The following is a 15,133-nucleotide window of genomic DNA, read 5'->3' as shown; positions in this document are numbered from 1 at the left end:
ATGCAACAAGTGCGGCACAGTCTTAGACCGTGACTATAACGCCGCAAAAAACATTCTGGCAAAGGGATTCAAGCTGCTAGCTGAATACTTAAACAGTACCGTAGGGCATACGGAATCTGGAGCCAAAAGCTCAAAAGCGCAGAGAGAAACTGACCTCTGGCTCAAGAACGGAGACGCTCTTGCTCTAAGTCGGCTCGATGAACTGCGAACCAAGAATTCTTGGGAATCCCCCACTATATTCGGTACTCCGAATTAGTGGTGGGAGGATGTCAATTAAGGAAGTACATGGACGTGAATGGGGTCTAATTCTTTGTTACCGTAGTGAAACACTAGGCTGTAGTCACCCGGTGTTGGAAACAGAGACCGACCCATTGACCAACTCATTGAAACTGTATCCCCGGGAGGGAGAGCAAACCACTTCTCTTCTCGTAGACCATTACTAATCGCTAAATTCCATGCCATAGATTGCTCACCATTGATGAAAAGCTTTACCAGATGAAGTTCTGGATTTGTGACTTCCTCACTCTGGTTGGTGGCAGTAAGAGAAATCTTGAAGTTTTCGATCTCCGATATGGAGAACTCCAACGGTTCAGCGGTAATTTGTAGCTGGACAGTATCTATATTTGTATTTTGTTCTTTCATCGTTTCTTCTCCATTTTCTGGCAGTGAGGGATTAGCCGCCTGATTTTGACCCTCAGTTTGACATATAACCAGCATAGTCACACCAAGGATAATAAGCGTGTAACGCGCAAAAAATTCTAAGCAAACATTCATCACGGAGTCCTTTCGACACTTTCACCAGCTTTTGTGACCTTGGAAGTACCATCCGAGCCTGATATCGAAAAGGCTTGGGTTACGGTTGTAAATTTCTTTCCATTACCTCCTTCACCTTTAACCCTAAAATGGTTTGGAATATCCCACTTGAATCCACCTTTTTTCCATGGTGCAGGGTAGCCAGAGAAAGCAGCTTGGTCTCGTATTGCACCAAGTGTATTATCCTGTGCAATCGGGACAAAATCAGGATTCGGATGGTGGTACAAACTAGCAGCACGGTAACTCTTGAAGTATCCCGATATACTAGTAGCTGGACCAGGAATCTCTAAAATGAAAGCATTTCCGAAAGACACTTTCTTTGGGTGAAAATTAAAGTTCAGGCGCATACCAGCACCCTGAGTACCCGCCGGGTAAGGATCTTCGCTTGTCTTGGTTCCGGTGATACCATTAGGTTCTATGACATTCATCGAGACTGAGGATTCTTTACCACCTAGCTCAAACTTTATTTTCACGGATGCAGCTCTATTGGGGGCAGTCCAATTAAACGTATTTCCGTTAGGCAAAGTTACAGGAGTCCCAGCTGATGCCGTCCACTTCCCGGCACTAGGTGCTTTAAATTCAACCTCTTCGCCTACACCTACATTCTTTCGTGTTTTGGCAGATCCATCTGGTGCATTAAATTTTGTTTCATGAGTAATTTGACCAGCCGCATTACTATCCCCACAAGCTCTAAAAATTTTCGAGCTATCACCTGTCTGAGTTATACTCCCATTTTGAGCTGGCAAGAGTTGTTGCTGTTTCTCAAGAATCTGTTCAGTTGAATGGGTCTGCTGGAATTGAGCAATTTCTTTACGGTACAAAGCTCCATCAATATTTAATTGCTCCTGCATAGCTTGTAGATGACCCAAAACTTGACTCTTGGGTACGATGCCATGCAAAAGGCTAGGTTGGATCTGTTCTTGTTTATTCTTCCTGTGCACAACACCCGTCTGCTGTACCACATGAGTCAACTCATGAGCCGTCAACTCATTATTCCCCGGCGACTTTCCAGCCCCAAAGTAAACATCACTCCCATGAGTAAACGCCTGAGCGCCCAACTGGCGATTCATCTGCACCGCTTCACCACCCGTATGCACCCGCACCCCACTAAAGTCAGCCCCAAAGCGCGGTTCCATAAATCCTCTCACGTCCTCGGATAACGGAGAACCTCCACCTTTAGACGCATTCAAACGACTCTCTAAATCCCCAGATGCTTGATTTGCGTCTATTTGAGCTGCCCGTTGTATCATCTGCCCCATTTGCACACGCGGATCAATTCGCTTTTGCACCACAGGTGTAATTGACTGCGCTCTTTGCCATATTTGATTGGGGTTATTGGTGTCCAACCGGCGCTGAACGGACGCTGAACTATCAGGAGGCGCTGACATTGACATTACCTGAGACGCTACTCGGTCAGCTTCTTGCTCGTAGGGATCTCCTGGCGCTCCTATAGTCAACTTGGTTTGAATTCCAATTTCCTCTACGTCTTTCCCAACTTCTCCCGCCTGTTCTTTCTCTTCTTTGGCACAATCAGCACATTGGCGTTGAATCGGGTTTTCTGAGACTGGGGCAAAAGCTGTTCCCATCTGAGGAGTAGGAGTTTGTGTTGTGGGTGGGGCGGCATCAAACCCGGCTGTCCATGGTGATTCAGATTTACGCTGTACTGTTGACCCTTCGGCAAGCTCAAGTTCCTTGGCTTGCAGTCCTCGCATCACATTCGCGGCGAGTGTATCGGCTGATGCTCTCTTATCGTCCCCGATTTCTTGGGATGGGGCAGATGTCTGGTTTGGCTTGGGTTGAATCGAAAAACGCCCCAATTTAGCAGCGCTTTTACCCTTTTTCTGTACCTTCGGAGGAGTCCAGGATGAACTTTTCTTTTGTACGGGTTTATACATGATGCCGCCTCAGTTGCCCGATAATGTTAAGGATTGGAGCCGATTCCCTCAAGAATCCTGGGTGATTCTCCGAGAAGCCAATACCTGTCCATTCCGAGAAAACGCCGGAAAGCGGCTTGACCTAAGACATCTTGAGTTGTGGCTAAATTATAAACTATTTTGTCTAAACCGAATTCAACCGGAAATATGTTTTAACATAAGAGCCATCCAACCGGAGCAAGGGGAGAAACTGTGGGGTTTCGCGGTAAGCGAAGCTATCCCGGAGGGAATCGATCTTCCCAACCAACTTAATTATTACCCGCTTTCACGCTTCCAACGGACGATCAAATTTAACAATATTAAAACATATAAATATGTATGGATATTCCCACACCAACCAACTGGTATCAAGCCAACTTTCACTATCTCCAGATAGCCGTTAATCAAGTTCGTCAGGTATTAGAAGATTGCATCGCTTACCAGCAAAATCAGCCCAACTTAGCCAAATTGAAAAAGACTTTATCCCCAGATGCCGCAGCCCTTCTAGACTATGCACCACCAGCCCTAGATAAACTCTGCGCTTTATTTCACCTATCCCAATTTGACCGCTATATCCTCTTATTATGCGTTGGCATGGAGTTGGATAGCGAATTTGAAGTCTTATGTGCCAAAATTAACGGCAATCCTAAACGAAATTATCCGACGCTGAACTTAGCGTTATCTACGTTTAGCCAGACTCATCTGAGTATTCTTTCCTCCCAATCTCCCTTACAACATTGGGAACTGATTGAAATGGCTGAAGGACTACCCTTCACTCAATCGCCTCTACGCATTAATCAGCGGATTCTTTGTTATCTGTTGAGTGAACCTTGCATAGATAAGGAATTGGCAGGTATCCTTTTGCCTGTACCGCCTTCATTTTCCACTCCTCTCCCCCATTCGCATCAAAAAATTGCCGACCAAATTATCGCTAATTGGTCTAAATCTTTGGCAACTTTTGACTATCCCGTTGTTCAGTTATGTGGTTCAGATATAGGAGCGAAGCAATCTATTGCGACTGTCGCCTGTAGCGCATTAGGATGGAGTCTTCAGATGATATCAGCATCTGTTGTTCCATTTAATCCTAATGAACTGTATGAGTTAAAAAAACGGTGTTTCCGGGAAGCTTTATTAAACCACAGCTTCTTGTTTCTAAATGCTGATGAGATGAATCAAGGCGATCCTCGGCGAGAATGGGCAATTGCTGAGTTTGTTGATCAAGTAAATGTGCCGTTAATTTTCAGCACTCAGGAACGACAACCGCAACGCCAACGCCCGATGATTACCTTAGATGTAGGTCAACTAACTCATGCTGAACAACGAGATATCTGGAAATCCTATCTCGGTTCACTGACAACAGAACTGAATGGACAACTTGACACCCTAGTTGCCCAATTTAATCTCAACGCCGCAACAATTCAAGCCGCCTGTTTATCGCTGAATAAGATGGACTATACGCCCACACCAACCGATGGACAGCTAGACGATGAACAAAACGATAAAGAACCAGAAAAAACTTCCTCATTCTCAACCCGCCGTCGTTCATCGAAACACCAAAAAGATCAACCCAAAATAGAAATTAATTCATCTCCCCTGCAAACTCACTTATGGGATTTCTGTAAGGTTCAAGCGCGTCCCCGTTTAGATGATTTGGCACAACGGATTGATGCTGTAGCGACTTGGGAGGAGTTGATTCTACCTGACTTGGAAAAAAAGACGTTACATGAAGTTTCGACTCATGTTCAACAACGGGCGAAAGTTTATCAGGAGTGGGGATTTGCGAGCAAAGGAGGACGCGGTTTGGGGATTAGCGCTCTTTTTTCCGGACCGAGTGGAACTGGGAAAACCATGGCGGCGGAAGTGTTGGCAAAGGAGTTAAGTCTTGACCTTTATCGAATTGATTTGAGTGCGGTGGTTAGTAAATATATTGGTGAAACGGAGAAAAATTTGCGGCGAATCTTTGATACTGCGGAAACGAGTGGGGCAATTTTACTGTTTGATGAAGCGGATGCGTTGTTTGGTAAACGAACTCAAGTGAAAGATTCTCATGATCGCCACGCAAATGTGGAAGTGAGTTATTTACTCCAGCGGATGGAAGCCTATCAAGGATTAGCAATTTTGACGACAAATTTGATTGAAGCCTTAGATCAAGCGTTTATGCGTCGAATCAATTTCTCGGTTAAGTTTCCCTTTCCAAATGCCGATGATAGATCCGCGATTTGGCAGCGCATTTTTCCCCAAGAAACACCGACTCAGAAATTAGAGATGCAAAAGTTGGGCAAGTTGAATATGGCGGGGGGAAATATCCGCAGTATTGCCTTAAATGCGGCGTTTATTGCGGCTGATGCGGGTGAACCTGTGATGATGAAACATATTTTACAAGCGACGAAAAGCGAATGTCTTAAGTTGGGGAAAATTTTAACCGATTCCGAAGTCAGGGGCTGGGTTTAAGTTGAATGGCACTGAGGTTAGAGTGTAGTAAGCCTAAAGTGTTTCTGGCACGCTTTGTGCCTACTACGAACCTAGCTTAAGTCGAATGGCACGCTCCAAGGCTGGTGGGCAGTGCCCACCCTACGGTATATTAAGGGTGGAGGCGATCCAAAAATGCTTATAGTGCCATTGAGCTTAAGTCAGTACCATTCAGTTTAAGTTGGTGTTGGTTTATCGTATAGGCTGGGCTTTCTGTGCCGATCGCGTCCCAAATTTTGACCTAATATGCATATAATACACAAAATGTCAACTCTGGCAATTTAGCTGTGCCAATTTTTGGGTCATCGCACCCCTTCCCGGGCATACCTCTATATTGCTCCATCATCTCTTGCCAACAGCCATGGCGAATCTACTAATTATCGAATCAGGCGGTAAGGTCAAAAAACTTAAGTCCATTCTCGGTGCTGGCTGGACGGTTAAAGCCAGCATGGGTCATGTTCGGGAATTAGCTGATGATGGTCAAGATTCTCTAGGGTTTGATTTGGAGGGTTCCCACGTCCACTGTCGCTATGTTCCCCGCAGTTCACAAGCTAAGAAAATCTTATCGGAGTTGCGCTCTGCTGTCCGCCAAGCCGACCGAATTTACCTAGGGACTGACCCAGACAGAGAAGGAGAAACGATTGGTTGGCATTTGAGCCAAGAATTGCGATTGAAGAATCCCCTACGGGTGACTTACACAGAGATTACCAAAGCCGCCGTAGAACGCGCGATCGCACATCCGAAAACTATTGACTCAAACCTTATCGCCGCAGGACGTGCTAGGGATTGTTTGGATAAATTGGTGGGATATAAAGGGAGTCGATTAGTTTGGCGCTTGAATAACGGCTGCAAGTCCATGGGACGGGTGCAGAGTGCTACCTTACATCTACTGGTGAAGCGAGAACAAGAGATTCTGGCATTTAAACCCCAGGATTATTGGGTGGTGTGGGTAGAATATCAGGAGGGATTTAAAGCCCTTTACGCAGGTCGAACTCAGCCGCAAGAGAATTCTAGGAACACGAAGAATCAGCCGGATGATACGGGAGAAGAGAATCCAGTAGCGGAAGGGAAGCGGGTACTCTCTCAGGACGAGGCGGATCAATTAGTCGCGATAGCGCGTTCTCATTCCCATCATGTTGTCACAGTGGAGGGGAAGACAGTTAAACAATCTCCCCCCGCCGCATTTACAACTTCTACGCTTCAGCAATCTGCTGGTGCTAAACTCAAGCTGAATCCAGAAGTGACGATGAAAATTGCCCAAAGCCTCTATGAAGCTGGGCATATTACCTATATGCGGACGGATTCCGTGGCGTTGTCTCCAGAGTTTTGTCGAGGGGCAAAACAATGGCTTTTGCAGCATGACCCGGATAATGTACCCTCTAGAGTAACCTCCCATCGCTCTAAATCCGGGGCGCAAGAAGCCCATGAAGCGATTCGTCCTACTCATGTTGAACGCACACCGGAGCAATTATCGGTTCAACTCCCCAGGGATGAGGCAAAACTGTATGATTTAATTTGGAATCGCGCGATCGCAACCCAATGCTGTCAGGCTCAATTATCCAAAACTCGCATTATCACCCAATCGGGGGATGTATTTTGGGAAGCCAGGGGACAGGTGTTACTCGTACCTGGCTATACTCGCTATTGGAATAATATTGCCGCCGATTCCCAATTACCACGGGTACAGCAGGGTCAACCCCTTAGCTTAGATAAGGCAGGTGCAGACAAGAAACAGACGCAGCCGCCACCCCGTTACAGCGAACCCAAACTGGTGCAGGCGATGGAACGTTCTGGAATTGGTCGTCCTAGCACCTATGCGCCGACAATTAAGACGTTGAAAGCGCGTAACTATGTTCAGTTAAGTAAAGGGAGATTGCAGCCAACCCAACTGGGGATGGAATTGGATGTATTTTTGGCACAGGTGTTACCGGATCTGATTCAGCCAGAATTTACCGCTAAGATGGAATCGGATTTAGATGCGATCGCGTCAGGGAAGTTAGATTGGGAATGTTATTTGACGGGGTGGAATCGGGATTACTTTGCTCCGGCGCTTAACTCGGCGTTTTCCCAAGTTCCAGATATATCCAGTCAAACTCAGTCTACCTCGAAGGGTGAATCGAAACGGCGTCCGAGAACGGAACCCACGGATTATCCCTGTCCTAAATGTCAGCATTTGATGACTAAGGTGTTTTCTCAGTCTCAGAAGCTGAAAGCGGATCATTTCCTCAGTTGCGATAATCGCCAAGGGGGATGTGGGGTGGTAATGTTTTGGAATGCCAAGGCTGGAGAGTATGAGTTACCCCGTTCAGATCGCCCTGCACCGAAAGCCAAGCCAGCCAAGCCAGCCAAGCCAGACAAGTTAACGGAGTATGCTTGTCCGAGTTGTGGGAAGCCGTTGGAGTTGTATGAGTATGAGAAAGAGGGTGAGTCTAAGCAGATTTTGCGTTGTGCGAATCCCAAGTCTCGTCAGGGGAAATGTAAAAATGTGGCTTATTTTTGGACGAAAAAGGGGACGTTTTGGAGTCCTAAGTTTGGAGAGGTGAAAGGGTGATGGGTGATGGTTTATTGTTGATTTCTGTGTCGCTAGTTTCTGGAAAAGGAGTACAAGGAGTATACAGATGCGCTTACCAGATTTTCTAATCATTGGAGCTGCCAAGTCTGGCACAACAACGCTTTATAAATACTTGTGTCAGCATCCTCAAATATATATGAGTGAACCTAAGGAGCCGAATTTTTTCGCCGATAACAAAACTTATGCTAGAGGATTAGATTGGTATGCTTCTCTATTTAGCCAAGCTGAATCCTATCAAGTCTGTGGGGAAGCATCAACTTTTTATACTCTTAATCTTGCGCCAGAATTCTCCCAAAAATTACAACAAGTTTTTGTGTCTCAATGTGCAGAGAGAATAGCTCAGATACTGCCCAATGTAAAGCTCATATATATTATGCGAAATCCAATAGATCGAGCTTACTCCCACTGGGTACATTACATTAGAGTCTGTCAATATGTAGACCTTAAACAAAATCCTGGTAAAAGATACGTCACTCAAAAAATTGAACGCTTTGAAGACAGCATTAGACGCCGGAGTCATGATTTGGACAATAGTAATTATATAGAGCGAATAGAACAGTATCTTAACTTCTTTCCTAGAGAATCTTTTCTTTTTTTATTCATGGATGATTTAATCCACGAAACAGCCGATACACTTCGCAAGGTCTGTAATTTTTTGGAAATTGATGATGAAATCGATTTAACCAAAAGAGAGTCTGTTTGGGCGAACGAGAACCGTTCCCATTTTGACAATATTATACGTTCACGCATAACAACTCCTTTGAAGTCAATTCCCGGAGTTTCCCATGCAGCTTCTTTGTTACCGCAAGAGTTGCGCGACTGGGTTTATCAGGGACTAAGACAACTACCCACTGGGAAGCAGATTGAACAGAAATACTTACCGCCACCGATGCTTCCGGAAACCCGCAAGATGTTAATTGAAAGGTTTCGGGAGCCGAACCAAAGACTTGCGGAGTTTCTGAACTGTGACTTATCCCACTGGTCAAAATAATGTTTTTTGAAAAAAATGCCTGAGAGCATTGAAATAATTGCTCCTAGCTATTTGGATTTATAAGGGGTTAAATGGATAGAAAATGAAAATTTTAGTAGCAATTGCTAATTACGGAACAAAGAATGATGTATATCTTCAAAAGCTTTTAGAACAGTATCGTTCCCTACCTTATCAAAAGGAAATAGTGGTACACACAAATATTGCCAAAGATCTTGGAACCGACGTAAACGTCATCGTCGGATTGCCGACGCCTGATCCTCGGTCGTTGGCGTATGCACACCGCCGTTTGTTTATTGAAAATGCTGATAAGTATGATTTGTTTATATACACAGAGGATGATACCCTGATTACTCAGGATAATATAAAGGCGTTTCTTGAGGTAACTCCATATTTGCCAGATGGCTATGTGGCTGACTTCTTCCGTTATGAATTAAGTCCTGAAAAAAGTTTTCATTTTGATCGTTTTCATGGTTCTTACCATTGGTGGCCCGATTCAGTCAAACGCTTTGGTTCCTATACATTTGCCGAATTCAGTAATAAGCATTCCGCTTTATACCTTTTGAGCCGTTCTCAATTGCACATTGCGATCAACTCAGGAAACTACGCCTTGACACCGCAGCGCTCACGGTATGACATTCTAGCAAGCGCTGCATGCGATCCTTTCGTATACTGTGGTTTAACTAAGGTGATGTGTATTTCTCAATTGGATCGATTTCTCGTGCATCACCAGTCTAATAAATATGTGATGTTGAGAAGATTCGATTTTCCGAAAGAAGAGGTAGAAGCTCAAATCAAAGCCCTAATGCAAGTGGAAGCAGGAAGCTTATCCAAATTGCGTTTATTTGAAACGGAGACAAAACTTCTTACAAAGAAATTCGATAAACAATACTACGCGCCGTCCGACCCGCGAATTGTAAAAGCCGTTGGTTCTGGGTGCAAGAATGTGCTATCGGTAGGATGTGGAACAGGAGAAACTGAAGCCGATTTAGTCAAGAAAGGGCATCGAGTTGTCGCTATACCGCTAGACGAAATTATTGCTGTAACAGCACAGGCGAAGGGCATAGAAACGGTGATACCGGATTTTGATCAAGCTATTGATAGATTATCAGAACAAAGCTTTGACTGTATTATTTTCCCAGATGTCTTACAACATCTGCGGGAGCCAACAACCGTATTAACACGCTTTGCCAATCTTCTTGGGGAGAAAGGAAAGATAGTTGCCACATTCTTGAACAGGAAGTGCCGTAAATTTTCATCTGAAACATTTACCCCCTTTGATTTGGCGGCGAGTGGCTCGGTTGATTTTGAGTCGTTAGGGATACATTTGACTAACGTTAAGATGGTACGCTCTTGGTTTCAGCGCTCTGGCTTAGGAGTACAGCACGTCGTTTACTATGTTCCTCCTGGTCGGCGGATGCGGATGTATAATTGGTTATCCCTCGGTTTGCTAGCGGAGCAATTGGCTCCACGTTTTATGGTCATCGCGACGAAGCGGAAATAACAAAATTCAGTAGATCGAAATTCTTATCTATGCAACTCTCCTTCTTTAACACCGACGAAAATAGGCGCTGGCATGAAATTAGAGGATGGTTACTACCGATTGCTGCTGAAGAACTATACCGATTTGCCTGTGAAGCAAGTGCAGATGGTATGGTGGTTGAAATTGGCAGCTTTGCTGGAAAATCCACAGTTTGCATCACCCGTGCCCTAGCCAGCAAGAGTGATAGCCCTGCTATGACTGCCATCGACATCAATTTTCAGCCCGACTTTGCTGCTAATCTTGAACAATTCGATGTGTCGCATTTAGTCAATACTATATCAGCACCTAGCCTCGAAGCAGCCGAAATCTGGAATGAACCGATCTCATTTTTATATATAGACGGACGCCATAGCAAAGCACACGCCTATGCTGATTTTGTCGTATGGGAGAGTATGGTTCTACCTGAGGGAATTGTCGCGCTTGATGACACCGCAGGATTGATGCTCGGTCCGTCACTACAGCTCCAAGCTGCTTTAAGGACAGGTGCTTACGAGTTACTAGCTGACGCGGGTGGTATAAGTTTTCTTAGAAAAAAACGCTCACTCGTGTCTGGAATCGGTGATTTTCCTTTACGCGAGGGATCTCTAATGTCTTTAGTGGCTTACGTAAGCGCTTGGTCAGGGGCTATGGATCTTGGGTTACGCATTCCCCATCTTGGAAGACAACCTCTTAAAAGAGAATTCTCTAAGCCCAAGCCACGCCAGACTCTAAAAAAGCTATTAAGAGGTATGACAAATCTAAAAACCCCAGAATCCAGCAGCAGCGAGAGCCGAACGAAAAAACTTGAGAAGCCCCTTGCGTATCTGGAAAGGATGGAAGCAATCAAAGAACTTGAGGCTGGAACCACAAACACTCTCCTCTATCTGAGGGCATGCATTGAAATGCAGCGTGAATGTGTAGATGCTGCTATCAAAAAGCTTATACAACTTCGCGATCTTGACTACCCATCTACCCTAATTCACTATCAGATTGACGTCCGCCAGATGGCTTGGCTTCGCCTTGCACAATGCTATGACCTAGAAGGTCAAAAAGATCTTGCCAAAGCTACTTATCAACATTTACTCGATACTACCAGTATTCTTCCGGAAATAACACATCAGGCTAAGCTCGGATTGTCTGAGCCTTTCCAATTGCCAGCACAAAGTCCTGGTTTACTTCTGCGGGAATACATTATTGACTCACCGCTAGCCAAATATCGGGCATACTACGCCAAAAAATAAAGTTATATAGCTAGTGGTCTATCAATACAGAAAGGCATCAGGGGGTTACTTTAGGGGCCACCATGATACTTTATCCCTAGTGGCACTGTAGACTTCCTTTAACCCTTCTGGATCAGCAACGCGGACAATATCGCTAGAGGTATCCTTGGCGGTAGGAGAGGCTAATAATCCAACCTGTTGCATTCCCTTGAGTACCTGTTCTACGGTACGATGGTTTAGCTGACTGGCATGAGCAATCACATCGACAGGCAGATCAAATACATAGACCCCATTGGCATCCGGTTGATTCCCTAGCGATCGCTCCTGATACACCAAGGCTCGCAACAGCGCCGCAACAGCTTGAGGGGGATAGGTGCTGCAATTGAGTAAATGGTACTGAAACTTCTCCCGCAACTCAAACAGCAAATCGTAGCGATCGCGAAATGTCTGGTTTTCTTTATAAATGGACTCAATCACGTCCAAGGGAATCCGGAATACATCTGTAGTTTTATAGGCTTCCACCAAACTAGGAAAGGATCTTGACACCTGTCCATAGCTAAATGCCAAGTTCCTCATCCCAAAACAACCACCGGGATAGCTAATGGATATCACCCGATCTAACGGCGTACTGCGAGTAATCACCGGTCCGCCATTGACAATTACATACAGGAAATCCAAGGAAACGCCGGGACGAAAGGCGGTATAGACGGGACGACTAGAGTAAAGCTTTTCTCCCTTGAGATCTAAGGTTTTCAGATAATCATCCAACCAGTCGGCGTCTAATTCCTTAAATAGGTAATTACTCTGGAGTCGTGTTGTCAAGTCAGATTTAGGCGGTTTGGCTGCTTTTGCCATCTCTTAATCCGGGCTGCACATATATTACCAGCTTACCCAGCCTGCTCTTAAAATAGAAATTGATTGAAATTCATTTGAAATTCATTTGGTATCTCACCCCTAGTTCTCACTTAGAGGCGACCCGCTTACACAAATGAACAACGGGAGTCCGCTTAATTAACTCGGGTCGCCCTATGCTCAACTTCCGCTGAACATGGTACGTAATCGTCCCGGAAGATTGCGGTGATCTGAATCTTGATGGCGAAGCAGCTTTAACAACGGTTCTGGTACATTGGTACTGAGATTAATCTGCAACTGGGGACCCGAAAGGGCGAGTTGAATAATAATCTCATCGGGAATTTCCAATTCCGTAATCGGTTGACCATTCTTGTACGTCCCATTGTTGCCAAAATTAATCAGTTTCCATCGGTTCCCCACACACCGCAGTTCTAGATGGTAACGCGAGACAACCGAACTCCGCAGCACAATATGGTTATCCGCACAGCGCCCAATTTTAATAATCGGTTGATCTGTAAAGTGCCATTGTTGAATTGGTACAGTATAAGACGGTGATCGCAGTGATACCGTAATAACATTTGGAGCAAGATTTACCCCAGACAAAGATTTATGATTCAATTGATGCACCCCTAAAAATCAAAACTTGATAGTTAGTTTAATAATGACATGCCCAAGAGGGATCGCAAAGAGGGATCTTAAAGTTGGATCGTATAGTGCGATTCACTTCCAGGACATGGCTTTTCGGGTAAACGTGACGAGAAGTCCCAGAGATTCCGTGACTTCCTCTGATCTCCCGCTAAGAAAGAGAGTTTTACCGACAGAGTACGCGATCGCAAGAGCCATATTGCTGTTGGTTATCACCTGAAATAGGCTTAATCCACAATTGAGCTAGGAGGCTCACTATCACTAATTCGATAGCTGATATCTTCAGTTTACAGAATCTGACCGAGTTTTTCACACCGTATTATTACGGAGCCAGTCTAAACCCCATTGGAGTGAATTACCCGATGCTAAAATACCCGTCCAATAATCAAAATTGAAGGAAAATTTTCTCCGCAATTGTAACAAAAGCTACCAAATCATCCCTGACTAAGCAGAATGTCGCTATCCTTAGACGCCAGGGAATAAATGATCCTATCGGCTTGCTTCCCTCCCCTCCCAGGGGAGAGATAGGGAGGGGTCTGACCCCCCAGTTAAATAAATTTCATATAAATTAGTAATACGCGCCGACAAAGCTGTAAATCAACCCAAACAGAACCAGCCACGTCAAAACAGTATAGATCCAATCTCGCTGTCGGATAAACATCATGCAGGAAAAAGCAACTCGGAGAATCGGAGTAGCAATGAGAACCAGTAACCCCAATTGAATAATACCCCGACGGCGACCGGACAACACCCCTTGGATGACACCAACAGGCGAGCGAAATTCAGCAGGTTCTCCTTGAAACATCCGGTAATTAACCGGTTCAAATCCGTGGCGAATTAAATAAAGAATTCCCCCCACCAAAACGAGACTGCTTGACAAAATTACGCCATAGTTCAGCAGATTACCAATCCAATGTTCAAGTTGTAGCGGATTAGCGGATTCCGTAGCGAATTCTTGATCATTAACCTGAAAATCACGGGATAAATCCGTTAGCTCATATCCGTCTAAACCGTGATCATTTCCGGCGACATCGCCACATTCCTCCTTTCCTGAAACTCCTTTACCCTCTGACTTCTGTCTCACCTTTCGTTCACAGGTAGAATTCGCGATCGCATTGTCCTGATTCAAACCCTTGGGATTAACTCGATTCATTTTATCCCGCCCCGATAAAACTCTGGTAGATCATCTTAAGCGCCATCACTAAAAGTACCAGACTAAAGACGATTCTCAAAATCTCTGTCTTGGCGCCGATAAGAACATTTGCCCCCAATAAAGCACCCGGTAATACCCCCAATATTACAGGCATTGCCAATCCAGGGTCAATGTAACCTCGTGTTAAATAAACCCCGGCTGACGCCGCCGCCGTTACCCCAATCATAAAATTGCTGGTAGTGGTAGACACTTTAAAGGGTAAACCCATGACTTGATCCATGGCTAGCACTTTAAACGCTCCCGAACCAATACCCAGCAACCCCGATAATACGCCCGCAACCATCATCACACCAAAACCCATAGGAATAGAATTAGCGTGATACATCATCAATCCATCAGGGGTGGGATACGTTCCATTAAGTTTCAGATAAGTAGCCAGGGAATCAGGGGACTCAGGGGTGTCCGGCTTGGGTTGATTTTGCCAGGAAAAGTAGGCAGAATAAATCAGTGCGATCGCTAACACCAATGTCAAGGCTTTAACCGATACATAAGCGGCAATCAATGCACCCATAATAGCACCTATTGTGGTGGCGACTTCCAGAAACATGCCAATTCGCAAATTCGCATATCCTTTTTTTAAATAAGAAGAAGCTGCACCGCAAGACGTAGCAATCACTGACACCAAAGACGCACCCACCGCATATCGGATATCTACCCCAAATACGGACACCAAAAAGGGAACAATAACTACACCACCCCCTAAGCCAGTAATCGCGCCTAAAAAACCAGCCGTGAATGAGCCAGCCCAAACCAGTACCGAAAATTCTAGGATATTCATAGGTTATCAATGGATAATTAATAATTGATAATTGACAATTGATTAATTGGGTCTAAGACCTCTTCGTTTACGAATAAATTAAAAAAGATTTTCCTTGATTTCAATCCTCTTCTTTTAAGGAGAGGTCATTATCCATTGTTCATTATCC

The 15,133-nt window shown here is 44.9% G+C and carries 11 protein-coding genes and 1 pseudogene; 6 read left to right on the top strand and 6 right to left on the bottom strand.

All coding sequences use genetic code 11. The features are described 5' to 3' along the window. Positions 1–256: pseudogene (locus tag RLO19_RS19065) on the top strand (RNA-guided endonuclease TnpB family protein); the annotation flags it as partial. Between the two features lie 17 nt (positions 257–273). On the opposite strand, the gene RLO19_RS19060 reads toward RLO19_RS19065, so the two are convergent. Continuing rightward, positions 274–717, bottom strand: coding sequence for a hypothetical protein (locus RLO19_RS19060; protein WP_446358954.1), 444 nt, complete (start codon positions 715–717; stop codon positions 274–276). Between the two features lie 56 nt (positions 718–773). Beyond that, on the bottom strand, positions 774–2,708 hold the full coding sequence (locus RLO19_RS19055) for an eCIS core domain-containing protein (protein ID WP_446358952.1): 1,935 nt from the start codon (positions 2,706–2,708) through the stop codon (positions 774–776). Between the two features lie 357 nt (positions 2,709–3,065). Between RLO19_RS19055 and RLO19_RS19050 the strand changes: the two genes are divergently transcribed. From RLO19_RS19050 to RLO19_RS19030, 5 genes are all read left to right on the top strand, one after another. Then, positions 3,066–5,177, top strand: coding sequence for an ATP-binding protein (locus RLO19_RS19050; protein ID WP_446358951.1), 2,112 nt, complete (start codon positions 3,066–3,068; stop codon positions 5,175–5,177). A gap of 379 nt (positions 5,178–5,556) precedes the next feature. Then, a complete protein-coding gene (gene topA / locus RLO19_RS19045) occupies positions 5,557–7,746 on the top strand; it encodes a type I DNA topoisomerase (RefSeq protein ID WP_446358949.1) in 2,190 nt (729 codons plus the stop codon). 67 nt (positions 7,747–7,813) lie between these two features. After that, positions 7,814–8,758: a sulfotransferase domain-containing protein gene (locus RLO19_RS19040; RefSeq protein WP_446358947.1), complete on the top strand. Its 945-nt coding sequence runs from the start codon at positions 7,814–7,816 to the stop codon at positions 8,756–8,758. A gap of 82 nt (positions 8,759–8,840) precedes the next feature. Next, positions 8,841–10,259, top strand: coding sequence for a class I SAM-dependent methyltransferase (locus RLO19_RS19035; RefSeq protein WP_446358946.1), 1,419 nt, complete (start codon positions 8,841–8,843; stop codon positions 10,257–10,259). A gap of 29 nt (positions 10,260–10,288) precedes the next feature. Then, positions 10,289–11,518: a class I SAM-dependent methyltransferase gene (locus RLO19_RS19030; protein ID WP_446358944.1), complete on the top strand. Its 1,230-nt coding sequence runs from the start codon at positions 10,289–10,291 to the stop codon at positions 11,516–11,518. A gap of 45 nt (positions 11,519–11,563) precedes the next feature. Here the strand turns inward: RLO19_RS19030 and RLO19_RS19025 are convergent, their stop codons facing one another. The 4 genes from RLO19_RS19025 to RLO19_RS19010 all read right to left on the bottom strand — a co-directional run bounded on the left by RLO19_RS19025 (position 11,564) and on the right by RLO19_RS19010 (position 14,985). Next, entirely contained in the window at positions 11,564–12,352 is a 789-nt protein-coding gene (locus tag RLO19_RS19025) for a Crp/Fnr family transcriptional regulator (protein ID WP_446358942.1), read from the bottom strand. Between the two features lie 177 nt (positions 12,353–12,529). Continuing rightward, positions 12,530–12,967 carry an FHA domain-containing protein gene (locus tag RLO19_RS19020; protein ID WP_446358940.1) on the bottom strand — a complete coding sequence of 146 codons (438 nt, stop codon included), beginning with the start codon at positions 12,965–12,967 and terminating at the stop codon, positions 12,530–12,532. Between the two features lie 595 nt (positions 12,968–13,562). After that, positions 13,563–14,147: a DUF1634 domain-containing protein gene (locus RLO19_RS19015; RefSeq protein ID WP_446358938.1), complete on the bottom strand. Its 585-nt coding sequence runs from the start codon at positions 14,145–14,147 to the stop codon at positions 13,563–13,565. A gap of 1 nt (position 14,148) precedes the next feature. Then, positions 14,149–14,985, bottom strand: a complete 837-nt coding sequence (locus RLO19_RS19010) for a sulfite exporter TauE/SafE family protein (protein ID WP_446358936.1) — start codon at positions 14,983–14,985, stop codon at positions 14,149–14,151. Positions 14,986–15,133: the final 148 nt, after the last annotated feature.

It is taken from the genome of Coleofasciculus sp. G2-EDA-02 (genome assembly GCF_040226375.1).
Classification (GTDB): domain Bacteria; phylum Cyanobacteriota; class Cyanobacteriia; order Cyanobacteriales; family Coleofasciculaceae; genus Coleofasciculus.
This window is presented reverse-complemented; position numbering and strand designations above follow the sequence as displayed.

Bases quoted from the DNA above. Each gene is read 5' to 3' on its own strand.
- RLO19_RS19060 (WP_446358954.1), bottom strand. From the start codon at position 717: ATGCTGGTTATATGTCAAACTGAGGGTCAAAATCAGGCGGCTAATCCC.
- RLO19_RS19055 (WP_446358952.1), bottom strand. From the start codon at position 2,708: ATGTATAAACCCGTACAAAAGAAAAGTTCATCCTGGACTCCTCCGAAG.
- RLO19_RS19050 (WP_446358951.1), top strand. From the start codon at position 3,066: ATGGATATTCCCACACCAACCAACTGGTATCAAGCCAACTTTCACTAT.
- topA (WP_446358949.1), top strand. From the start codon at position 5,557: ATGGCGAATCTACTAATTATCGAATCAGGCGGTAAGGTCAAAAAACTT.
- RLO19_RS19040 (WP_446358947.1), top strand. From the start codon at position 7,814: ATGCGCTTACCAGATTTTCTAATCATTGGAGCTGCCAAGTCTGGCACA.
- RLO19_RS19035 (WP_446358946.1), top strand. From the start codon at position 8,841: ATGAAAATTTTAGTAGCAATTGCTAATTACGGAACAAAGAATGATGTA.
- RLO19_RS19030 (WP_446358944.1), top strand. From the start codon at position 10,289: ATGCAACTCTCCTTCTTTAACACCGACGAAAATAGGCGCTGGCATGAA.
- RLO19_RS19025 (WP_446358942.1), bottom strand. From the start codon at position 12,352: ATGGCAAAAGCAGCCAAACCGCCTAAATCTGACTTGACAACACGACTC.
- RLO19_RS19015 (WP_446358938.1), bottom strand. From the start codon at position 14,147: ATGAATCGAGTTAATCCCAAGGGTTTGAATCAGGACAATGCGATCGCG.
- RLO19_RS19010 (WP_446358936.1), bottom strand. From the start codon at position 14,985: ATGAATATCCTAGAATTTTCGGTACTGGTTTGGGCTGGCTCATTCACG.